Source organism: Vibrio sp. T11.5 (assembly GCF_027587155.1).
GTDB lineage: Bacteria > Pseudomonadota > Gammaproteobacteria > Enterobacterales > Vibrionaceae > Vibrio > Vibrio neptunius.
The window spans coordinates 158,051-179,436 of record NZ_JAPPTP010000007.1 but is presented as its reverse complement, the minus strand read 5'-3'; the positions used below and the strand labels follow the sequence as shown (position 1 = coordinate 179,436).

General features: G+C 45.3%; 23 protein-coding genes. All 23 read left to right on the top strand.

All coding sequences use genetic code 11. The annotated features are described in order from the left end of the window. The 23 genes from sixA to OH455_RS09945 all read left to right on the top strand — a co-directional run bounded on the left by sixA (position 1) and on the right by OH455_RS09945 (position 21,385). On the top strand, positions 1–465 hold the full coding sequence (gene sixA, locus OH455_RS10055; protein WP_206374133.1) for a phosphohistidine phosphatase SixA: 465 nt from the start codon (positions 1–3) through the stop codon (positions 463–465). A 156-nt stretch (positions 466–621) separates the two neighbouring features. Next, complete coding sequence (flhA, locus tag OH455_RS10050; protein WP_206374131.1) at positions 622–2,715, top strand: flagellar biosynthesis protein FlhA; 2,094 nt, start codon at positions 622–624, stop codon at positions 2,713–2,715. Positions 2,716–2,745: 30 nt separating this feature from the next. Next, positions 2,746–4,227 carry a flagellar biosynthesis protein FlhF gene (gene flhF / locus OH455_RS10045; RefSeq protein ID WP_269981260.1) on the top strand — a complete coding sequence of 494 codons (1,482 nt, stop codon included), beginning with the start codon at positions 2,746–2,748 and terminating at the stop codon, positions 4,225–4,227. A gap of 13 nt (positions 4,228–4,240) precedes the next feature. After that, positions 4,241–5,128: a MinD/ParA family protein gene (locus OH455_RS10040; protein WP_045975296.1), complete on the top strand. Its 888-nt coding sequence runs from the start codon at positions 4,241–4,243 to the stop codon at positions 5,126–5,128. After that, positions 5,121–5,855, top strand: coding sequence for an RNA polymerase sigma factor FliA (locus OH455_RS10035; protein WP_045975295.1), 735 nt, complete (start codon positions 5,121–5,123; stop codon positions 5,853–5,855). The genes OH455_RS10040 and OH455_RS10035 overlap by 8 nt, the downstream gene beginning before the upstream one ends. Positions 5,856–5,900: 45 nt before the next feature. Continuing rightward, entirely contained in the window at positions 5,901–6,269 is a 369-nt protein-coding gene (gene cheY, locus OH455_RS10030; protein WP_045975294.1) for a chemotaxis response regulator CheY, read from the top strand. A 40-nt stretch (positions 6,270–6,309) separates the two neighbouring features. Continuing rightward, positions 6,310–7,029, top strand: coding sequence for a protein phosphatase CheZ (locus OH455_RS10025; protein WP_045975293.1), 720 nt, complete (start codon positions 6,310–6,312; stop codon positions 7,027–7,029). A 9-nt stretch (positions 7,030–7,038) separates the two neighbouring features. Then, positions 7,039–9,324, top strand: a complete 2,286-nt coding sequence (locus OH455_RS10020; protein WP_269981259.1) for a chemotaxis protein CheA — start codon at positions 7,039–7,041, stop codon at positions 9,322–9,324. A 24-nt stretch (positions 9,325–9,348) separates the two neighbouring features. Continuing rightward, positions 9,349–10,479, top strand: coding sequence for a protein-glutamate methylesterase/protein-glutamine glutaminase (locus tag OH455_RS10015; protein ID WP_269981258.1), 1,131 nt, complete (start codon positions 9,349–9,351; stop codon positions 10,477–10,479). A 9-nt stretch (positions 10,480–10,488) separates the two neighbouring features. Further along, positions 10,489–11,265 (top strand): ParA family protein, encoded by a 777-nt coding sequence (locus OH455_RS10010; protein ID WP_045975290.1) that lies wholly within the window; start codon positions 10,489–10,491, stop codon positions 11,263–11,265. Continuing rightward, positions 11,258–12,277 carry a chemotaxis protein CheW gene (locus OH455_RS10005; protein ID WP_269981257.1) on the top strand — a complete coding sequence of 340 codons (1,020 nt, stop codon included), beginning with the start codon at positions 11,258–11,260 and terminating at the stop codon, positions 12,275–12,277. Before OH455_RS10010 ends, OH455_RS10005 begins: the two co-directional genes overlap by 8 nt. Before the next feature lie 37 nt (positions 12,278–12,314). Continuing rightward, positions 12,315–12,809, top strand: a complete 495-nt coding sequence (locus OH455_RS10000) for a chemotaxis protein CheW (RefSeq protein WP_045975288.1) — start codon at positions 12,315–12,317, stop codon at positions 12,807–12,809. Beyond that, positions 12,809–13,303 (top strand): DUF2802 domain-containing protein, encoded by a 495-nt coding sequence (locus OH455_RS09995; protein ID WP_269981256.1) that lies wholly within the window; start codon positions 12,809–12,811, stop codon positions 13,301–13,303. The genes OH455_RS10000 and OH455_RS09995 overlap by 1 nt, the downstream gene beginning before the upstream one ends. A 191-nt stretch (positions 13,304–13,494) precedes the next feature. Then, the gene (gene ccmA, locus OH455_RS09990; RefSeq protein ID WP_269981255.1) at positions 13,495–14,115 is read left to right on the top strand and encodes a cytochrome c biogenesis heme-transporting ATPase CcmA; all 621 of its coding nucleotides are present in this window, start codon (positions 13,495–13,497) and stop codon (positions 14,113–14,115) included. Between the two features lie 2 nt (positions 14,116–14,117). After that, positions 14,118–14,786, top strand: coding sequence for a heme exporter protein CcmB (gene ccmB / locus OH455_RS09985; protein WP_045975285.1), 669 nt, complete (start codon positions 14,118–14,120; stop codon positions 14,784–14,786). Positions 14,787–14,902: 116 nt separating this feature from the next. After that, positions 14,903–15,655 (top strand): heme ABC transporter permease, encoded by a 753-nt coding sequence (locus tag OH455_RS09980; protein ID WP_045975284.1) that lies wholly within the window; start codon positions 14,903–14,905, stop codon positions 15,653–15,655. Between the two features lie 3 nt (positions 15,656–15,658). Next, on the top strand, positions 15,659–15,865 hold the full coding sequence (ccmD, locus tag OH455_RS09975) for a heme exporter protein CcmD (protein ID WP_269981254.1): 207 nt from the start codon (positions 15,659–15,661) through the stop codon (positions 15,863–15,865). Next, entirely contained in the window at positions 15,862–16,347 is a 486-nt protein-coding gene (ccmE, locus tag OH455_RS09970) for a cytochrome c maturation protein CcmE (RefSeq protein ID WP_045975282.1), read from the top strand. The genes ccmD and ccmE overlap by 4 nt, the downstream gene beginning before the upstream one ends. Next, positions 16,344–18,302, top strand: coding sequence for a heme lyase CcmF/NrfE family subunit (locus OH455_RS09965; RefSeq protein WP_206368451.1), 1,959 nt, complete (start codon positions 16,344–16,346; stop codon positions 18,300–18,302). Before ccmE ends, OH455_RS09965 begins: the two co-directional genes overlap by 4 nt. After that, complete coding sequence (locus OH455_RS09960) at positions 18,302–18,856, top strand: DsbE family thiol:disulfide interchange protein (protein ID WP_045975280.1); 555 nt, start codon at positions 18,302–18,304, stop codon at positions 18,854–18,856. Before OH455_RS09965 ends, OH455_RS09960 begins: the two co-directional genes overlap by 1 nt. Beyond that, a complete protein-coding gene (locus tag OH455_RS09955; protein WP_269981253.1) occupies positions 18,853–19,332 on the top strand; it encodes a cytochrome c-type biogenesis protein in 480 nt (159 codons plus the stop codon). The genes OH455_RS09960 and OH455_RS09955 overlap by 4 nt, the downstream gene beginning before the upstream one ends. Further along, complete coding sequence (gene ccmI / locus OH455_RS09950; RefSeq protein ID WP_269981252.1) at positions 19,332–20,552, top strand: c-type cytochrome biogenesis protein CcmI; 1,221 nt, start codon at positions 19,332–19,334, stop codon at positions 20,550–20,552. Before OH455_RS09955 ends, ccmI begins: the two co-directional genes overlap by 1 nt. 62 nt (positions 20,553–20,614) lie before the next feature. After that, positions 20,615–21,385 carry an MlaA family lipoprotein gene (locus OH455_RS09945; protein WP_045975277.1) on the top strand — a complete coding sequence of 257 codons (771 nt, stop codon included), beginning with the start codon at positions 20,615–20,617 and terminating at the stop codon, positions 21,383–21,385. Position 21,386 lies beyond the last annotated feature (1 nt).

The window sequence follows — 21,386 nt, the reverse complement described above, 5'->3', positions numbered from 1 at the left end:
ATGAAAATATTCATCATGCGTCATGGAGAAGCTGAGCATTATGCAGCCTCTGATGCAGAACGAGCGTTGACAGAGAAAGGACGTAGCGCTTCTACAACAGTGGCTAGGACATGTGTAGAGCAAGGTTACGTTCAGTTTGATATGGTGCTTGTTAGCCCGTATTTACGTGCACAACAAACTTGGCAAGAAGTCTCGCGCAGCTTTAGCGCCAAACAGATTCAAACATGCGAAGACATAACGCCTTATGGTGAATCCAGCCATGTCGCTGATTACGTTGCTGCTATCGCTGAGGTGCAAGGACTGGATTCTATTTTGTTGGTCTCCCATTTGCCGTTGGTTGGTTACCTAACCGCTGAGTTTGTGCCCGATATGGCACCTCCGATGTTTCCTACGTCAGGTATCGCTTGTATTGAATATGACTTAGCAAAACGACGTGGCAAATTGATCTTCAATATCCAACCCTAGCCAGTACGTCAGCTGTTTTACGAGGTAAGCGCAATCAACCTGTTTGCGCTCTCTCCGAACTTGTGCCGTTAGCCATAAAATTGACAGGACTTTTGGACTGGAATTTGCATATAAGCACAAGTCCTTCAATTTTGGTTAAGTTATAGATTTCTTTTTATGAAATTTACATTGCCGTTCGCGGATAAGTTACCTTCCATTCCTCAAAGAGCGATGCCAGCGATAGGGGCGCCTATCATGGTACTGGCGACGCTGGCGATGGTGGTATTGCCAATACCCCCTTTTCTGCTCGACTTATTTTTCACTTTCAATATCGCATTGGCGATGGTCGTGCTTCTTGTCACCGTATACACACGTAGGCCTTTGGATTTTGCAGCTTTTCCGACGGTACTCCTTATTGCTACTTTGTTACGACTGGCGCTAAACGTGGCATCGACCCGAGTTGTACTCCTGTATGGCCATGAAGGTACAGGTGCTGCGGGTAGCGTGATTGAAGCTTTTGGTAGCGTTGTGATCGGTGGTAATTACGCTGTTGGTTTGGTGGTATTTCTCATCCTGATGATCATCAACTTCATGGTTGTAACCAAAGGTGCAGGTCGAATTTCTGAGGTGAGTGCACGATTTACCTTGGATGCATTGCCCGGTAAACAGATGGCAATCGACGCTGATTTAAATGCGGGGTTGATTGACCAAGAACAAGCAAGAACTCGTCGTCAAGAAGTCACCAAAGAAGCGGATTTTTATGGTTCGATGGATGGTGCGTCAAAATTTGTTAAAGGTGATGCGATTGCCGGAATTTTGATTCTTTTCATTAACATCATCGGTGGTTTATCGATTGGTATGGCTCAATACGGTCTTGCTTTTGGGGAGGCGATTCAGATCTATACCTTACTGACTATTGGTGACGGTCTGGTGGCGCAAATCCCATCGCTATTACTTTCTATTGGTGCTGCGATCATGGTGACTCGTCAGAACACGGACGAGGACATGGGTCAGCAGGTTGTCTTTCAAATGTTTGACAACCCAAAAGCGTTGATGATCACCGCTGGCATATTGGGGGTAATGGGCGTTGTTCCTGGTATGCCACATTTTGCATTCTTACTGCTTGCAATACTGGCTGGTGGTGGCGCGTACTGGATTTATCGTAAGCAGAAAAAAGAGGCAGAACAGGCGAAATTGCCTGCGACAACAGAGCAAGAAGTACCAACTTCAAAAGAGTTGTCATGGGATGATGTTCAACCTGTTGACATTATTGGTTTGGAAGTCGGTTATCGTCTGATACCTCTCGTCGACAAAGATCAGGGTGGGGAACTGTTAGAACGCGTTAAAGGTGTGCGTAAAAAATTGTCGCAAGATTTTGGTTTTCTTGTGCCTGCAGTCCATATCCGAGACAACTTAGAACTAACGCCAAATAGCTATCGGATCACGCTCATGGGCGTGGCTGTAGGGGAAGCAGAGATCCGTCCCGATATGGAGCTAGCGATTAACCCGGGACAGGTGTACGGGATGGTGGAAGGTGAGCCAACCATTGATCCTGCTTTTGGCCTAGAGGCTGTATGGATAAAAGGTGAACAGCGAGAGCATGCGCAAGCGCTTGGTTACACTGTCGTGGATTCATCTACCGTTCTCGCTACTCACTTAAGCCAACTGTTAACGAACAATGCTTCCAATCTGATTGGTCATGAAGAAGTGCAAAACTTGTTGGAGATGCTTAGTCGAAGTGCGCCGAAATTGGTGGAGAACTTTGTGCCAGATCAGCTGCAGCTTGGTGTGGTTGTTAAGGTCCTGCAGAACCTACTGAACGAAGCAGTGCCAATTCGAGACATTCGTACCATTGTCCAAACATTGGCTGAATACTCGAGCAAGAGTCAAGAACCTGACATCCTAACTGCGGCCGTTCGAATATCATTGAAACGATTAATTGTTCAGGAAATCAATGGAATAGAGCCAGAACTGCCTGTCATAACTTTGATACCAGAATTGGAACAAATATTGCATCAAACAATGCAAGCATCTGGGGGAGAATCTGCAGGTATTGAACCAGGCTTGGCAGAGCGACTACAATCTTCTTTAACTCAGGCAACACAAGAGCAGGAGTTGAAAGGGGAACCAGCCGTTCTTCTGACCTCTGGGGTATTGCGTTCGACATTGGCTAAGTTCGTGAAGAATACAATTCCATCGCTGCGAGTGCTTTCTTATCAGGAAATCCCAGACGAGAAACAAATACGTATTGTTCAAGCTGTTGGTAACTAGCATTGATGCGTTAATAGACGGATATCTAATTTGAAGATTAAACGATTTTTTGCCAAAGACATGCGTACCGCACTACTCCAAGTGAAAGGAGAGTTGGGCGATGATGCTGTGATCATGTCTAATAAAAAAGTCGCAGGTGGTGTTGAAATTGTTGCGGCGATAGACAACGAGACGGCCGCCGCGCGTTCCAGTGCTAACTATAACTCCCAGCCTCGCTACAATAATTCACAAGCCGCAGCGACAATGCAGAGTGCGTCTACACCAAAGCAACGCCAACTAGATGAAGACCGCGTGAGTTTGCAGACTAAGGCAGATTCTGGTCGCTCTATGACGAAGCGTTTTGCCAATATGCTCAAGCAATATAGTAATGGAGCTGAGGAGGCGGACGGCAGAGAAGCGGAAAATGTGGATTCATTGTCTGCATTGTTGAAACGACAATCTGCCGCTCGTAATGGCAACAATGGTGTTCAATTAAAAGAAGACTCCCCATTAGCTCGTTTGATTGCCGAAGATACAAGTGCCGAGCGTCCTGCTCCACGCCTTGACCCCACTCGTTACGAGCGTCATCGTGCCGAAGAACAAAATGTGCGCAGTGAAGATCTTGAAGATATGCGTGAAGAAATGACATCAATTCGTCGTTTGCTGGAACACCAAGTCTCAGGGTTAATGTGGCAGGAAGTTGAACGACGAGAGCCGCTGCGTGCTATGTTGATTAAACGTCTTGAGCGAATGGGAGTTTCGGCCGAACTTGCGGATCAGTTGGCTTGCTATATCCCTGAAGATACCCCTCCGACAAAAGCTTGGAAAGCGTTACTGGGTTTGGTTTCCGATCAGATCCCTATTTCTAAACAAGACATCCTAAAACGTGGCGGAGTCGTGGCGTTACTTGGACCGACGGGTGTTGGTAAAACGACCACTGTCGCTAAGCTTGCCGCTCGGGCTGCAATGGAGTTTGGTTCAGATAACGTCGCTTTGGTGACAACCGATACCTATCGTATCGGCGCCCATGAGCAGTTAGCAATTTATGGACGTATTATGGGATGCGCTGTAAAAGTTGCTAAAGATTCCAAAGAGTTAGCCGATGTAATATACCAATTGAGAAATCGTCGCCTAATTCTAGTAGATACAGCAGGTATGGGACAACGAGACGTACGTCTGTCAGAGCAGCTGGATACTCTAATGCACGAAAGCGGGGAGATTATTCACAGCTACCTCGTTTTACCAGCCACCGCGCAGCGAAAAGTACTGCAGGAGACGATAGACCATTTTAAAAGGATCCCACTATCAGGCTGTATCCTTACCAAATTAGATGAGTCGTTAAGTCTTGGAGAGTTTGTCAGTGTCGTTGTACAAAACTCATTACCCGTTGCTTACATTGCTAACGGGCAACGAGTTCCGGAAGACATAGTGATAGCGCAGCCTAAGTATATGGTTGCCAAGGCAAATGAATTGTTAGAGAAGTCGACAGATGACGAACCTCACTACTGGAATAGTGAATCAGAAGGGTTCTAGGCGGCGTACGATTATGACTAAGAATATGATACAAGACCAAGCAAGCGGACTACGCCGCTTAACACAACCTTCACTAACCAAAGTAATCGCAGTTACTGGTGGTAAGGGTGGCGTGGGTAAAACAAATGTAACCTTGGGTCTGGCGATTTGTATGGCTCGTCAGGGCAAAAAGGTCATGGTACTTGATGCTGACCTGGGCCTAGCCAATGTTGATGTAATGCTCGGTATACGGGCGAAAAAGAACCTTGGACACGTATTGGCAGGTGAATGTGACCTACAAGATGCTATTGTTGAAGGACCGTATGGGATCAGAATCATTCCAGCGACCTCAGGCACCCAGTCTATGACTGAGCTGTCACATGCACAACATGTAGGTTTAATTCGTGCTTTTGGCAGTTTGGAAGATGAGATGGACGTACTACTCATTGATACTGCAGCCGGGATCTCAGACATGGTAGTGAGCTTTTCACGCGCGGCTCAGGATGTGGTAGTGGTGGTTTGTGATGAGCCGACATCTATCACGGATGCATATGCTCTGATCAAACTTTTGAGTAAAGAACATCAAGTTCAACGATTTAAAATTGTTGCAAATATGGTCAGAAGCTATCGTGAAGGGAGAGAATTGTTCGCAAAGTTGACCTTGGTCACAGAGCGATTCTTGAATGTTAGCATTGAGCTCGTAGCATGTATTCCATTGGATGATAAAGTTCGACAAGCTGTTAAAAAACAAAAGATTGTCGTGGATGCATTCCCTCGTTCGCCTGCATCGTTGGCTTTGGGTTCGTTAGCAAATAAAGCGCTAACTTGGCCAATTCCCAAAACACCGAGTGGACATCTGGAGTTTTTTGTAGAACGCTTACTTCATAGAACAGAGATGTTAGAGGAACCATTTGGTGAATAAGGCATTGACCTATGACCAATACGCAAATCAAAACAGCCAGCGAGCATTTTTAGAAAAATACTCGGTACTGGTTAAGCGCATTGCACACCATTTGCTTGGACGATTACCTCCGAGCGTGCAGGTTGAAGACCTTATTCAAGCTGGAATGATCGGCTTGTTGGAAGCTCAAAAGAATTACGATGGCAGCAAAGGTGCCAGTTTTGAAACCTATGCTGGTATTCGCATTCGTGGTGCTATGCTAGATGATATACGCCGAGGGGATTGGGTCCCTCGCTCCGTACACAAAAACAGTCGAGAAATCAGTCAGGCGATTGCGCAGTTAGAAGGTGAACTCAATCGTGATCCGACAGATGCAGAGGTTGCCAAGCGTTTGGATATGACTCTCGATCAATACCACAGTGCACTAACTGATATAAACAGTTCACGCCTCATTGGTATTGACGATTTAGGTGTGTCAGAAGATGCGATATCGCACGAAGATGCTGACGAAGAAAATATCCCTTTTCAGGGCGTCGCAGATGAATATTTTCGTACAGCACTGGTAGAATCAATTAAATCACTTCCTGAAAGAGAAGCTCTAGTACTTTCGCTTTATTATGATGAAGAGTTAAACTTGAAGGAAATCGGCGAAGTTATTGGTGTTAGCGAGTCGCGCGTTAGCCAAATACTAAGCCAATCAATGCAGCGTCTACGCACTAAGTTGAGTGTTTGGACAAATAATGACTAGAAATCACTGATATCAAACTCAGTGGAGGCAATTTTGAATAAAAACATGAAGATCCTTATTGTTGACGATTTTTCAACAATGCGCCGTATCGTTAAGAACTTACTTCGTGACTTGGGTTTCAATAACACTCAAGAAGCGGACGACGGCTTAACGGCGTTACCAATGCTTAAAAAAGGTGAGTTCGAATTTGTTGTAACAGACTGGAACATGCCTGGTATGCAAGGTATAGACCTTCTGAAGCATATTCGTGCCGATGAGGAGCTTAAGCACCTACCTGTTCTAATGATCACAGCAGAAGCAAAGCGCGAACAAATCATTGAAGCTGCGCAAGCTGGTGTAAACGGATATATCGTTAAGCCATTTACTGCAGCTACACTAAAAGAAAAATTAGATAAAATCTTTGAGCGTTTATAAGTCAAGGAATTGACGAAGTATCGCAAAAGGCCAATTCAGAATGATTTCATTAGAACAGGCAAAGCACCTGGTAGAGTTGTTAGAAAACGATCAGCAAAATGAAGCTGACCAACTTGTTAAAGACATACATGATGGCTCTTCTAATCCAATGCTACAGGAAATAGGCGAGCTAACGCGTGACCTTCACGAGTCTATCAAGCAGTTTAGCCTTGATGAACGTATGAGTGAGATCGCGAATGATGAAATCCCTGATGCTAGGGACCGACTCAAGTACGTCATTGAAAAAACAGAGACAGCGGCAAACAAAACCATGGATGCTGTAGACCGCTGTATGCCAATAGCGGATAACTTGCATGACGGGTTGCTTCAGGTTCGCCCTCAATGGAACGAGTTAATGCATGGTAGGATTGATCTGACTGAGTTTAAAGCACTTTGCCATCGTATTGATGCATTGTTGAGCGAGGTAGAGGGCGATAGTACTGAACTCAGAGGGCAATTAACCGAGATTCTAATGGCTCAGGATTTCCAAGACTTAACAGGTCAGATTATTAGTCGAGTCATTACTTTGGTTAACGAAGTAGAGGATCGGCTTGTGGAAATTCTGACAGCATTTGGTGCTAGCCAGCTGGAAAATGCTGCAAACAATAAGAACAATTCATCGATAGACCCAGAGGGGCCAATACTCAACCCTCATGAAAGGGATGATGCGGTTTCATCACAAGACGAAGTCGACGACTTACTCTCAAGTCTTGGGTTTTAGAGGTAACTTATGAGCTATGAATTAGACGAAGATATTCTACAGGACTTTTTGGTCGAGGCAGGAGAAATTCTAGAGCTGCTTTCTGAGCAGTTGGTAGAATTGGAAAACAACCCCGACGACAAAGATCTTTTAAATGCAATCTTTCGTGGATTCCACACAGTCAAAGGCGGGGCAGGTTTTCTTTCATTGACCGAACTGGTCGATACTTGTCACGGTGCGGAGAACGTATTCGATATTTTGCGTAACGGGCAGCGTGAGGTATCTGCAAGTCTAATGGATACTATGCTGACGGCCTTAGATACTGTTAATGAACAGTTTCAAGCTGTGCAAGATAGAGAGCCTCTAACCCCAGCTGACCAAGCTCTCTTGGACGAACTGCATCGATTGAGTCAGCCGCAAACCGCGGATGAAGAAGGGCCTGGTGAAACCGCACCAGTGGAGCCTGAAGTTGTAGCTGAAGAACCAGCTCCGCAACAACCAGAAGTCACTGAGTCAGTAGAAGCTTCATCAAGCTCTGAAACCATTTCAGCTGGTTCTATTGACGAAATTACTCAGGACGAGTTTGATAAATTATTAGATCAGTTGCACGGTGAAGGTAGCGCACCAGGAGCAGCTCAAGCTGCTGCTGCACCAGAAACACCCGCCGCCCCATCAGCACTTGACGGTGATATGAGTGGCGATATTACAGATGATGAATTTGAAAAACTCTTAGATGAACTGCATGGTAGCGGAAAAGCACCTGGTGAAGGTGCGGTAACTACCCCAGCGGCCGCGCCTGCTTCTGGCAAACCTGAATCGCCAGCACCAGCTGCGGCTTCTGGTGCTGTTGACAGTGATCTAATGACAGACGCTGAATTCGAAAAGTTGCTTGATGATTTACATGGTTCAGGTAAAGGCCCTTCAATTGAAGAACTTGATGCCGTTACTAAGCCAGCCGCACAAAACGTAGCGCCAGATCCAGAACCGACGCCAGCCCCAAAAGCTGCGGCACCCGCGCCTAAGGCGGCCGCTCCTGCTGCTTCGACAGTTGCACCTGCGCCCAAACCAAAAGAGAAAGCTGCACCGCCAGCTAAAAAAGAGTCGTCTCCCCCAGCGACACAAGCCAAAAAACCTCAAGCTGAGGCCACGGTTCGAGTCGATACTTCAACCCTAGATACCATTATGAACATGGTAGGGGAATTGGTACTTGTTCGTAACCGACTGTTAAGTTTAGGCCTCAACAGCAACGACGAAGAAATGTCTAAAGCGGTAGCTAACTTGGATGTAGTTACTGCTGATTTGCAAGGCGCAGTCATGAAGACTCGCATGCAGCCAATTAAGAAAGTGTTTGGTCGTTTCCCTCGAGTTGTTAGAGATCTCGCACGTAGTTTGAAGAAAGATATTGACCTTGAGATGCGCGGTGAAGACACCGACCTAGATAAAAACTTGGTTGAAGCACTTGCGGATCCATTGATCCACTTGGTGCGTAACTCCGTTGACCATGGCGTTGAGATGCCAGATGATCGTGCTAAGGCAGGCAAACCAAGAACGGGTAAAGTCATTCTATCTGCTTCTCAAGAAGGCGATCATATCGAGCTAGCCATTGTGGATGATGGCGGTGGTATGGACCCCGATAAACTTCGCGGCATTGCGGTTAAGCGTGGCATGATGGATGAAGATGCAGCTTCTCGTTTGACCAATAAAGAGTGTTTTAATCTTATCTTTATGCCCGGATTCTCTAGTAAAGAGAAAATTTCCGATATTTCAGGCCGTGGTGTAGGTATGGATGTGGTTAAAACCGCTATCAATACTCTAAATGGCTCCATTGACATCGATTCAGAGATGGGTAAAGGGACCAAAATAACGATTAAGGTGCCGTTAACTTTGGCTATCCTTCCTACCTTAATGGTCGGTGTGGCTGGACACCCATTTGCTCTTCCATTGGCGAGCGTCAATGAGATTTTCCACCTTGATTTGAGTCGAACTAACGTTGTTGATGGCCAACTGACCATTATTGTTCGTGAAAAATCGATCCCATTATTCTATCTGCAGAATTGGTTAGCACCGAGAGCTGGGGATGTAGAACTTCGTAAAGGGCATGGTCATGTCGTGATAGTTCAGATCGGTAGCCAGCGTGTTGGTTTTGTGGTGGATACTTTGATTGGACAAGAGGAAGTGGTTATAAAACCGCTCGATAGTATGCTTCAAGGCACGCCAGGTATGGCAGGTGCAACAATCACCAGTGATGGACATATTGCGCTTATTCTGGATGTGCCAGATTTGCTCAAGCAGTACGCAACTGCTTCTCGAATCTAAGTCGTAGAAATAATAAGGATAGCTATGGCGATTAAAGTATTAGTAGTAGATGATTCGAGTTTTTTTCGTCGCCGAGTCAGTGAAATAATAAACTCCGAACCTCGACTTGAGGTAATGGACGTGGCCACCAACGGTAAGGAAGCGGTTGAAAAAGCTGTGAAGCTGAAGCCAGATGTTATTACTATGGACATTGAAATGCCAGTGATGGATGGTATTACCGCTGTTCGTGAAATAATGGCTAAAAGCCCAGTGCCTATCTTAATGTTTTCATCACTAACCCATGATGGCGCCAAAGCTACACTGGATGCTTTGGATGCAGGTGCATTAGACTTTTTGCCGAAGAAGTTCGAGGATATTGCGCGCAACCGTGATGAAGCCGTATCTTTGCTCCAGCAACGCGTTATTCAAATATCTACACGTCGTACCTTCATGCGTCGTCCGGCTTCTAAACCTGCGCCAACGGCCACTTCTACGACAAGGCAAACCGCTGCGCCGGCAGCTTCCGCGCAACGAGCGACGCGCCAAGCTGCACCTGCGTCTAAACCGTCTTCCACTGCGAGATTTAAAGCGAGCGGCAAAAAATACCAGTTGACCGCAATTGGGACTTCCACAGGAGGGCCTGTTGCATTGCAAAAGATACTTACAAAGCTGCCAGCTAACTATCCACACCCCATCGTTTTGATTCAGCATATGCCCGCGACATTTACGGCGGCTTTTGCAAGTCGTTTAAACTCTCTGTGTAAGATCCAGGTAAAAGAAGCTGCCGATGGTGATGCTCTCAAACCTGGGGTGGCATACTTAGCGCCTGGTGGCAAACAGATGATGATCGATGGTCGACCTGGCTCTGCTAAGTTGCGTATTATCGATGGTGGTGAGCGCATGAACTACAAGCCATGCGTTGATGTGACGTTTGGTAGTGCGGCCAAAATATATTCAGAACAAGTGCTCTCTATGGTACTGACTGGTATGGGAGCTGATGGTCGTGAAGGGGCTCGAATGCTAAAAAGTGCAGGCGCAACTATCTGGGCACAAGATGAAGAAAGCTGTGTTGTATACGGAATGCCACAAGCGGTGGCTAAAGCGGGTATTTCCACTGAAGACCTCCCCTTAGACCGCATCGCCGAGCGAATGTTGGTAGAAGTCGGTTTATCGTAGGGGCTACGCATGATTGTTTGGAGTATTGCAAACCAAAAAGGTGGTGTAGGTAAAACAACGACTACGATCACATTGGCAGGTTTGTTGAGCAAGCAAGGAAAACGGGTTTTGCTTGTCGATACAGACCCTCATGCATCTCTGACTACGTATTTAGGCTATGATTCAGACGGTGTAGATGCAAGCTTATTTGACCTCTTTCAGTTGAAAGAGTTCAGCGAGCAAAGCGTATTGCCTTTGGTGATGAAGTCTGACATTGAAGGTATTGATATTATTCCGGCGCACATGTCGCTCGCCACACTAGACCGAGTTATGGGCAACCGCAGCGGAATGGGCTTGATTCTCAAGCGCGCGATGATGGCGATCAAAGAGCATTACGACTACGTGCTGATTGATTGTCCACCTATTCTTGGTGTAATGATGGTCAATGCGTTAGCGGCGAGCAATAGAATACTCATTCCAGTTCAGACAGAATTTTTGGCGATGAAAGGTCTGGAACGAATGGTTCGCACGCTCGCGATTATGCAGAAATCACGAAATAGAGCCTTCAATGTTACGATCGTACCGACTATGTATGATAAACGCACAAGGGCGTCGTTGCAGACATTACAGCAATTAAAGAAGGACTACCCTGATCAGGTATGGTCTTCTGCAGTTCCCATTGATACAAAGTTTAGGGATGCGAGTTTAAAACATCTTCCTGTTTCGCATTTTGCGTCCGGGAGTCGTGGAGTTTTTGCCTATAAACAACTGTTGATCTATCTAGAGAGGTTAGCGGTGAATGAGTAGCGATACCTTACTATCAAGTGAACAGGCGCTGGACGAATATTTTTCGGCTCTACTCGATGAAACGATTGAATCTGAAGAGGTTTTAGAAGAGCTAGTCAGTGATAAGGATGGTTTACCAGAACCTGAGCCTCTGGTTCAATCGGTCGAAGAGAAAAGCTACTACTCTGCACCGACTCTGGAAGTCGAAGTACCGAATTTGGACGATGTAGAAAGGTTGTTAGAACAACTAGAATCTACGAATCCGGTTGCCGAACTTCAACTTGAAGAAGTCATGGAGCAAAACACGGTTCAGATCGCAGAAGCGAAAGAACCGGTTGAAGAAATTCAGGAGTGGAATGTTGAGACTCCTGAGGCAATTGAGGTAAGCGTTGAACCAGAGTTAGATGTTTCTTTAGTTGAACCAGAGTTAGATGTTTCTTTAGTAGATGAGACCTTAGAAGTCGAACTTGAACCAGAAACTTTCTATGAAGAACCTGAAATCATTGCTGAAAATACACCGCAAGCCGAGCCTGAAACAGAAACCGGTGGCAGCGACCTAGGGACTTGGCATTCGACAATACGTGATGTTGAGTTTCAGGTGCTTTACTTTGACGTAAATGGAGTGACCTTTGCGGTTCCTCTTGACGAACTTGGTGGCATACACCGAATCGCGGAATTGAATCATCTGATAGGCCGCCCTGAATGGTATTTAGGCCTACAAACAAGCCGAGAGGCTCAGTTGGATGTGGTAGATACGGCAAAGTGGGTGATGGCCGAAAAGCTGGTAGATGATAGCTACAAGGATGAATACCAATATATAGTGATGCTAGATGAGAGTATGTGGGGACTGGCTTCCACGCAGCTCAAAGGAACAGAATCACTTAATCCAGAGAAAGTCCGCTGGCGTAAAACGGCTGGAAAGCGACCGTGGTTAGCTGGAATGGTTAAAGAAAAAATGTGTGCTTTGATCCATGTTGAAGCATTGATAGCTATGCTTAATGCAGGACTTGATGTAAAAGCCTTAGATAAATAAAACATTTATGCCGATTTAGGCTTAGAGAGGAATAGGTATGTCTCAAACTAATGAAGTCGAAGTAAGAAAAGATCAGTCCAATGACGAAGTACTTCAGTGGGTGACGTTCCAGCTAGAAGAAGAAACTTACGGTATCAATGTCATGCAAGTACGTGAAGTACTTCGCTATACCGAAATTGCACCTGTGCCAGGCGCGCCTGAATATGTTCTAGGTATTATCAATCTACGTGGTAACGTCGTAACGGTAATCGATACCCGTTCACGCTTCGGCTTGATGGAAGGTGAAATTACCGATAATACACGTATCATCGTGATTGAATCTGAACATCAGGTGATTGGTATTCTAGTGGATAGTGTTGCTGAAGTGGTTTATTTGCGTTCTTCTGAAATTGACACCACGCCAAGTGTTGGTACTGACGAAAGTGCTAAATTCATCCAAGGTGTAAGCAACCGCGATGGTAAGCTTCTAATTCTGGTTGATCTGAACAAACTTCTGACTGACGAAGAATGGGATGAGATGGCTCACCTGTAATGGATTCGGTTGTGTTGGCAAATGCTCCTGTGATTGCAGGAGCCGTTGCGTTAGTTGTACTGTTGTTTGTATTGGCTCTTTTTCGTCTTAAGAAAAGTCAGCGTTTAATGGCCGACCATTGGCGACAGCAAAATCGTCATCTTGATAAAGAGTTACACAAGGCGACAAAGCAATTGCTTGAAGTACGCTCAGTGGTTGTCGGATTGGGACAACGCGTCAGTGAGCAGCAGGACCTCATCCAGCATCTGAACGAAAGAATATCAGAACTAGAACAGGAAGATGGTGATGGTCGGTTGTATTCACGCGCCACAAAAATGGTTCAGCTAGGCGCTGACGTTAACGAGCTCATTGAAGAATGTGAATTGCCTAAAGCGGAAGCGGAGTTGATGTTATCCTTGCAAAAAAAGATTGCTGGAAAAGAAAAGGTTCCTCCGCTAAGAGCAAGTAAAGAACAACGAAAAGCACCAGTACGGCGAAAAAGTGCAAGAAAATAACGATTGAAAAAGGATGCAAATAGCATCCTTTTTTTGTGTTCAATTGTAACCATTTAGTGGTAGTTAAATGGGGCTGTGATAGATTATTAACAGAATCTTACCGAGTTTCGTGATTCGTATGGGGCTATTTCTATTTTGTGTGAGTACGGCTGTGGTACTATACCCACATAAAATTTATCTAGTGAACGTTCATGTTAGAAGTATCTCAACTGACTGCCATCAGAGATGAAAGAATTCTCTTCGAATCCCTATCTTTTACTATAAATTCCGGTGAGTTAGTACAGATTGAAGGCCGAAATGGCACGGGCAAAACAACGTTATTGCGTATCGTTACTGGGCTCGGAGAGCGTGACAGTGGTGAGATTTTCTGGAACAACGAAAACATTGAGTCAAACCGGGATGGTTATCACCAAGAACTGCTGTTTTTGGGCCATCAAACGGGTGTAAAACGTGAGCTCACCGCTTATGAAAATTTGAGGTTCTACCTTAATATTCATTCTCACAAGCCAGTCGATAAAGAGACTATTTATCGCGCTCTTATGAAAGTGGGTTTAGTGGGTCGTGAGGATGTCCCTGTTGCTCAGTTATCTGCAGGACAACAACGTCGAGTTGCATTGGCACGTTTGTGGTTAAGCGATCATAAACTTTGGATCTTGGATGAGCCCTTGACAGCGATCGATAAACAGGGAGTGAAAGTTTTGGAATCTCTCTTTCTTAGCCACGCTGAAAAGGGTGGTATCGTGATACTTACAACACATCAGGATATGTTCGCTGATACTCCAAAACTAAGAAAAATAAAACTGGGTAGTTAACCATGTTTGCAACGATGAACAGTATTATTCGACGTGAATTGCTTATTGCGTTTCGCCGTCAGGCAGACATACTCAATCCGCTATGGTTTTTTATTATAGTGATTACACTTTTCCCACTCAGCATTGGTCCAGAGCCCAGCCTGTTGGCTCGTATTGCTGCCGGTATTGTGTGGGTCGCGGCATTGTTGTCTGCATTGTTATCTCTAGAAAGGCTATTTAGGGACGATTTTCAGGATGGATCACTGGAACAAATGATGTTAATGCCTGTCCCGTTGCCAGTCGTGGTGATGTCAAAAGTCATTGCTCATTGGGCTTTGACGGGCTTACCCTTGATCTTGATTAGCCCTTTGCTGGCTATTTTACTTTCTCTTGATATGAACTCTTGGTTGGCTATTGTTTCGACTTTGCTTGTAGGCACTCCAACGTTGAGCTTCATCGGTGCTATTGGTGTCGCGTTGACGGTGGGTCTACAAAAAGGGGGCGTGTTACTCAGTTTGTTGATTTTGCCTCTGTATATTCCCGTACTAATTTTTGCGACTTCGGCTATTGATGCTGCTTCACTTGGAATGGCATACAACGGACAGCTCGCAATCATGGGTGCGATGTTGATGGGGGCAATGACCCTAACACCATTTGCGATCAGTGCGGCGTTGAGAGTGAGTGTCAATTAATTGTTTTCGATCAAGCACGAATTTTCCCCTTTCTATAAATTACAAAACTAATAATTGTCAAAATAAGTCTAAGAGACGTACATAAGACAAAGACTGAAGTAAGAGTGAGAACGACGATGTGGAAATGGCTCCATCCTTATGCCAAGCCTGAAACTGCTTATCAGCTGTGTGGTAAGCTACTGCCCTGGTTTTCGATATTAGCCCTATTGTGTTTATCAGTAGGGACAATATGGGGTCTGGCTTTCGCCCCCTCTGACTATCAACAAGGTGACAGCTTCCGGATTATTTACATCCATGTCCCTTCTGCGATTTGGTCTATGGGTGTTTACATGTCCATGGCTATTGCCGCATTTATTGGCTTGGTATGGCAAGTGAAGCTGTCAGATATGGCCGCTTCTGCAATGGCGCCAATCGGTGCAGTTTATACTTTCATTGCTCTACTTACAGGTGCTGTATGGGGTAAGCCGATGTGGGGGGCATGGTGGGTATGGGATGCACGTCTAACTTCTGAACTGATCCTATTATTCCTTTATCTCGGTGTTATCGCACTCTATCACGCGTTTGATGATCAAAAAACCGCCGCAAAAGCCGCGGGCATTCTTGCGATTGTTGGCGTGGTGAACTTACCGATTATTCATTTTTCAGTTGAGTGGTGGAATACCCTACATCAGGGAGCGACGATCACTAAATTTGCAAAGCCTTCCATCTCTAGCGATATGCTTTGGCCTCTATTGCTGAACATTTTCGGTTTTGCCTTTTTCTTTGGTGTAGTGACGATGATTCGTCTACGCAATGAGATTATTAGCAAAGAGAGTCACCGCCCGTGGGTGATTGCTTTAGCTCAGGCTAAATCTCAGCGAGGTAACTAAACGATGTATTTTGAATCTTTGAGCGATTTTTTCGCGATGGGCGGTTATGCAGGCTATGTCTGGAGCGCTTTTGGTATCACATTCTTTTCTATGTTTGTTCTGCTTATAGTCAGCATCCGCCGTGGCAAAAACCTGTTGAATGAAGTGCAGTCGAAGGTAGACAGGCAAGCGCGTATTGATGCGGCTAAAAATTTGGAGAACACATTATGAACCCTAGGCGAAAGAAAAGGCTGGCTATTGTCTTAACCATTTTCATTGGTATTAGCGCTACTGTTGGTTTGATGCTTTACGCATTGAATCAGAATATGGATTTGTTCTATACACCGACAGAGCTAGTGGATGGTAAACCTGACGGCACCAAACCTGAAGTCGGCCAGCGTCTTCGGATTGGCGGTATGGTGGTTGAAGGTTCGGTTCGACGAGACCCTGAATCATTGCGTGTTTCTTTCGATTTGCATGATATCGGGCCAAAGGTCACCATCGTCTATGACGGTATTCTTCCAGACCTGTTCAGGGAAGGGCAGGGTATTGTCGCTCAGGGTGTCTTAAAAGATGCGACCACCGTGGAAGCCTTTGAAGTGTTGGCAAAGCATGATGAAGAATACATGCCGCCAGAGATAGCGGAAGCGATGAAGAAAAATCACCAACCGCTTGAATATACACAACAACAAAAACAAGGAAGCGGTCAATGATTGCTGAAATTGGTCATTTTGCAATGATTGTTTCACTGGCAATGGCAGTGCTATTGAGCATACTGCCGTTAGTCGGTGCATCTCGAAATAATACCATGCTGATGAACACCGCAAGGCCTCTGTCTTGGGGAATGTTCCTACTGTTACTTTTCTCTTTTTGTGTTCTGCTTTGGGCATTTTATACCAATGACTTTACACTTAATTATGTTGCTACTAACTCAAACAGTCAGCTGCCTTGGTACTATCGCCTGACCGCCGTTTGGGGAGCGCATGAAGGCTCCTTGCTTCTTTGGGTTCTGATCCAAGCCGCTTGGACAGTAGCAGTCGCGGCATTCAGCCGCGGTATGCCGCAAGAATCGGTTGCTCGTGTACTTGCTGTCATGGGGATGATTACGGTTGGGTTCTTACTATTCATCATAGTCACATCTAACCCATTTCTACGTACTTTGCCTTTCTTCCCTGTTGATGGGCGCGACTTGAACCCATTGCTTCAAGACCCTGGCTTAATTATTCATCCACCCATGCTCTACATGGGTTATGTCGGTTTCTCAGTTGCGTTCTCTTTTGCAATCGCTTCGTTAATGACGGGGCGGCTTGACACCGCTTGGGCTCGTTGGTCTCGTCCTTGGACCACCGCAGCTTGGTTGTTCCTGACTCTGGGTATCGCGCTAGGTTCGTGGTGGGCATATTACGAACTCGGCTGGGGTGGCTGGTGGTTCTGGGATCCAGTAGAAAACGCATCATTTATGCCTTGGCTTGCGGGCACAGCACTTATGCACTCATTAGCCGTAACCGAAAAGCGTGGTACTTTCAAAGCTTGGACTGTGTTGTTGGCTATCTCTGCATTTTCTCTGAGTTTGTTAGGTACTTTCCTCGTACGTTCGGGCATTTTGGTGTCAGTTCACGCGTTTGCATCTGATCCTTCACGAGGTATGTTTATACTCGGCTTCTTGGTATTTGTTATCGGCGGCTCACTGCTGTTGTTTGCTCTAAAAGGGGCAACCGTTCGTGCTCGAGGTAACTTCAGCTTAGTCTCACGCGAAAACGCACTGCTATCAAACAACGTCCTATTGATTGCTGCTTTGGTGGTGGTTTTAGTTGGTACGCTATTACCACTAGTGCATAAACAGATTGGCTTGGGCTCTGTGTCTATCGGTGCGCCATTTTTCAATATGTTGTTTGCGTGGTTAATGATTCCTTTCTCTTTCTTGTTAGGTATCGGTCCGCTGATTCGTTGGAAACGAGATAGCTTAACAAGCTTGCTCAAGCCTATGCTGGTTTCTGGCATAGCGTCGCTTGTACTCGCAGGTGTATTTGTATACTTGTTTGCTGATTTCTTCCAGTTTATGGCTTATTTAGGCTGGGTAATGGCGTTGTGGATTATCTTCATGCACGGCTTTGAGTTGCATGAACGTGCAACTCACCGTCACAGTTTTGCTGTTGGCATCAAGAAACTTCAGCGTAGTCACTGGGCGATGATGATGGGTCACATTGGCCTTGCCGTAAGTATTATTGGTATTGCGATGGTTCAGAACTACAGCATCGAGCGAGATGTACGTTTAGCTCCTGGTCAGCATTACAACATTCAAGGTTATGACTTCTACTTTGAAGGACTGCGTGACAAAGATGGCCCGAACTATGATGGTTATATTGCTGACTTCAAGATCACTCATAATGGTCAGTACATTAATACCCTTCACGCAGAAAAACGCTTCTATCGCACTGCACGCTCGATGATGACTGAAGCTGCGATTGATCGTGGTGTGACTCGTGATTTGTATATTGCTATGGGCGAACGTCTAGATGACAATAAGTCTTGGGCCGTGCGTATTTATTACAAACCGTTTGTTCGTTGGATCTGGGCAGGCTCCCTGTTGATGGCTTTGGGCGGCGCTATTGCAATCAGTGACAAGCGCTATCGTTTTAGACAAAGCACTAAGACGCAGGAGGCATAATGAATAAGAAACTACTGTTCATACCACTTTTTGTGTTTTTGGGTTTGGTGGCTGTCTTTGCTACCCAACTGATTAAAAACTCGCATGGCGATGATCCTACTAAGCTAGAATCTGTGCTAGTAGGAAAATCGGTGCCTGAATTTCGTCTTGAAGATCTCGCTGAGCCAGGCAAGCTTTATGATCAATCCATCTTTAAAGGTGAGCCACTACTGCTAAATGTATGGGCGACTTGGTGTCCAACTTGTTATGCAGAGCACCAATACCTTAATGAGTTAGCATCTCAAGGTGTGAAGATCATCGGCATGAACTACAAAGATGAGCGTGATAAAGCTGTTCAGTGGCTGAATGAGCTGGGTAATCCATACCTGATTAGCTTATTCGATGGTAACGGAATGCTTGGTTTAGACTTAGGCGTATATGGTGCCCCAGAAACCTTCCTTATTGATGCGCAAGGGAAGATTCGTTATCGCCATGTCGGTGATGTGAATGACCGTAACTGGAACGAAACGCTTAAGCCGATGTATGAGCAAGTTCTCGCGGAGGCTGGTCAATGAAAAAGATGATATTCGCTCTGCTTGCTGCGATGACTCTGTCTTTATCTGCACATGCCACAATCCAAATTTATGAGTTTGAAAATTTGCAACAAGAGCAGCAGTTCAAAGAACTCGGAAATACGCTTCGTTGTCCTAAATGTCAAAACAATACGATTGCGGATTCCAACGCAGAGTTGGCTGTCGACTTACGCCAAAAAGTGTATGAGATGACTAAAGAAGGTAAGCCAAAACAGGAAATTGTTGACTACATGATTGCTCGTTACGGCAATTTTGTTACGTATAATCCTCCATTCACAATGGCGACATCAATTTTATGGCTAGGACCGATTTTTGTCTTGGTATTTGGTTTTGGCTTTATTGTCCTAAGAACTCGATCGCGTAAAGTGCAACCTGAGCAGACAGAATCTTGGGATAAAGCGAAAGAAGCACGCTTGAAAGCGCTGTTGGATGATAAGAATGATGGAGACAAGCAGTAATGACACTATTTTGGGTAGCTTCAGTCATTCTCGTTGCATTGAGTTCACTGTTGATTGCTTTGCCAATCGTTAGAAAAAGAGCGAATAATGATGAAGCATTACGTGATGAATTAAATAAAGCGTTTTACAAAGATCGTTTATCGGAGCTTAAAGAAGAAACTGAAGAAGGGTTAGTCGAAAACCAACAAGAGCTTATTGACGATTTGAAACAGTCACTGCTAGATGACATTCCACAAGCTCAAAAAGCAGAGCGCGAAAACGGTATTTCACCTACGGCAGTACTTATACCATCGGTCCTTCTGGTCATTGTATTGTCTTATGCGATGTATATGGCATTTGGTGCTTCAGATGAAGTCGTAGAATGGCAGCAAGTGAGTGCCAATCTTCCTGCTCTGTCGAAAAAGCTGATGGCACCGGAAGGGACGGCGTTGAGTGATGACGAAATGCAAGATCTTACTTTAGCACTTCGCACTCGTTTGCATTACCAACCTGATGATTCTACAGGCTGGTTGCTTCTTGGTCGAATTGCACTCGCCAATAGGGATGTGGAAACGGCAATTGGGTCGATGAGAAAAGCGTACAGGCTTGAGTCAGATAACGCGGATGTGAAACTGGGTTATGCGCAAGCTTTGATGTTGTCTCAGGATGATATCGACCAAGACAAAGCTCGTAAGATACTTGGTCAACTGGTTCAAAGTGATTATGTTGATTTACGCGTATTCTCATTGTTAGCTTTCGATGCGTACGAGCGTAAAGATTATCCAGCAGCGGTTCGCTACTGGAGCGTTATGCAGCAGATGATTGGCCCGCAAGATAGTCGCTACGAGATGCTTTCTCGAAGTATCGAGAATGCTCAGAAACAAATGGGTGAAGACGTTTCTAGCGGTCAATCGGTATCCGTTTTAATATCGATCAGTGAGCAAGTTCAAGCAGATCCTAACTCAGCTTTGATTGTATCGGTACACACTGCTGATGGCGCGCCAATGCCAGTTGCTGCAGCGAGGTATCCACTCGGTTCTTTCCCAAGGACTGTTGTTTTGGATGACGGGAATAGCATGTTGCAAAATCGCAAGCTTTCTTCACTCGAATCTTTGATGGTAAGGGTTCGTTTAGATAGCGATGGAAATGTCGCAACGAAGCAAGGGGACTGGTTTGGAGAGAGCGAAGCCGTTAAAATGGGCGAACCTGTTGAAGTTATAATTGATAAGCAGTATCAATGATACTCCTTATGAATGTACGAAGGCTGGTGACGATACCAGCCTTTTTTATGGAAATTATAATAATGAAGAGCCTTAAGTCTCAGATCTGGGTGATTGCTTGTACGTCGATTTTATTATTCGGCTGTGCGGGTTCTCCTCAAGAAAATGAATACTCAACGTCAGCCGAATCTGAAGTGAATGATCCATTTGAGGGTTTCAACCGCACAATGTGGACCATTAACTATGATTTCCTGGACCCTTATTTTGTACGTCCCGTTTCGTTGGCATATGTTAATTATGTGCCTGATCCATTGCGTCATGGTGTATCTAACTTTCTTGGCAACTTAGACGAACCAGCGAGTATGGTAAATAATCTGTTGATGGGAAACGGTGAAAAAGCGCTTGACCATTTTAATCGCTTTTGGATTAACAGTACTTTTGGTTTGTTGGGTCTTATTGATATTGCCTCAGAAGCGGGGATTACAGATCACAATGAGAAAGCATTCAGTGACGCTGTTGGACATTACGGAGTAGGCAATGGTCCTTATGTTATGGTGCCGGGATACGGACCTTGGACTGTGCGTGAATCCACAGATATTGTCGATGGCTTATATATACCGCTGTCGTTAGTTAACTTCTGGGCTGGGCTAGGTAAGTGGGCGCTTGAAGGTATGGAGACGCGTGCGGCATTGGTGTCCCAAGAAGCTATGCTAGAAAATTCCCCTGATCCATACGCGCTGACACGTGATGCGTTTCTTCAGAGACAAGACTTTAAAGCAGAAATCGAGCCCAAGGATGATTACGATGCAGATGAAGAAGCTTACCTAGATGAATATCTGGATGAAGATTTCTAAT

Excerpts from the sequence above, each read along its gene's own strand:
- OH455_RS09960 (WP_045975280.1), top strand. The coding sequence starts at position 18,302 with ATGAATAAGAAACTACTGTTCATACCACTTTTTGTGTTTTTGGGTTTG.
- OH455_RS09955 (WP_269981253.1), top strand. The coding sequence starts at position 18,853 with ATGAAAAAGATGATATTCGCTCTGCTTGCTGCGATGACTCTGTCTTTA.
- OH455_RS10000 (WP_045975288.1), top strand. The coding sequence starts at position 12,315 with ATGTCTCAAACTAATGAAGTCGAAGTAAGAAAAGATCAGTCCAATGAC.
- ccmI (WP_269981252.1), top strand. The coding sequence starts at position 19,332 with ATGACACTATTTTGGGTAGCTTCAGTCATTCTCGTTGCATTGAGTTCA.
- OH455_RS10005 (WP_269981257.1), top strand. The coding sequence starts at position 11,258 with ATGAGTAGCGATACCTTACTATCAAGTGAACAGGCGCTGGACGAATAT.
- cheY (WP_045975294.1), top strand. The coding sequence starts at position 5,901 with ATGAAGATCCTTATTGTTGACGATTTTTCAACAATGCGCCGTATCGTT.
- ccmD (WP_269981254.1), top strand. The coding sequence starts at position 15,659 with ATGTATTTTGAATCTTTGAGCGATTTTTTCGCGATGGGCGGTTATGCA.
- flhA (WP_206374131.1), top strand. The coding sequence starts at position 622 with ATGAAATTTACATTGCCGTTCGCGGATAAGTTACCTTCCATTCCTCAA.
- OH455_RS10040 (WP_045975296.1), top strand. The coding sequence starts at position 4,241 with ATGACTAAGAATATGATACAAGACCAAGCAAGCGGACTACGCCGCTTA.
- OH455_RS09995 (WP_269981256.1), top strand. The coding sequence starts at position 12,809 with ATGGATTCGGTTGTGTTGGCAAATGCTCCTGTGATTGCAGGAGCCGTT.
- ccmE (WP_045975282.1), top strand. The coding sequence starts at position 15,862 with ATGAACCCTAGGCGAAAGAAAAGGCTGGCTATTGTCTTAACCATTTTC.
- OH455_RS09980 (WP_045975284.1), top strand. The coding sequence starts at position 14,903 with ATGTGGAAATGGCTCCATCCTTATGCCAAGCCTGAAACTGCTTATCAG.
- OH455_RS10015 (WP_269981258.1), top strand. The coding sequence starts at position 9,349 with ATGGCGATTAAAGTATTAGTAGTAGATGATTCGAGTTTTTTTCGTCGC.
- ccmB (WP_045975285.1), top strand. The coding sequence starts at position 14,118 with ATGTTTGCAACGATGAACAGTATTATTCGACGTGAATTGCTTATTGCG.
- OH455_RS10010 (WP_045975290.1), top strand. The coding sequence starts at position 10,489 with ATGATTGTTTGGAGTATTGCAAACCAAAAAGGTGGTGTAGGTAAAACA.
- OH455_RS10020 (WP_269981259.1), top strand. The coding sequence starts at position 7,039 with ATGAGCTATGAATTAGACGAAGATATTCTACAGGACTTTTTGGTCGAG.
- OH455_RS09945 (WP_045975277.1), top strand. The coding sequence starts at position 20,615 with ATGAAGAGCCTTAAGTCTCAGATCTGGGTGATTGCTTGTACGTCGATT.
- sixA (WP_206374133.1), top strand. The coding sequence starts at position 1 with ATGAAAATATTCATCATGCGTCATGGAGAAGCTGAGCATTATGCAGCC.
- OH455_RS10025 (WP_045975293.1), top strand. The coding sequence starts at position 6,310 with ATGATTTCATTAGAACAGGCAAAGCACCTGGTAGAGTTGTTAGAAAAC.
- ccmA (WP_269981255.1), top strand. The coding sequence starts at position 13,495 with ATGTTAGAAGTATCTCAACTGACTGCCATCAGAGATGAAAGAATTCTC.
- OH455_RS09965 (WP_206368451.1), top strand. The coding sequence starts at position 16,344 with ATGATTGCTGAAATTGGTCATTTTGCAATGATTGTTTCACTGGCAATG.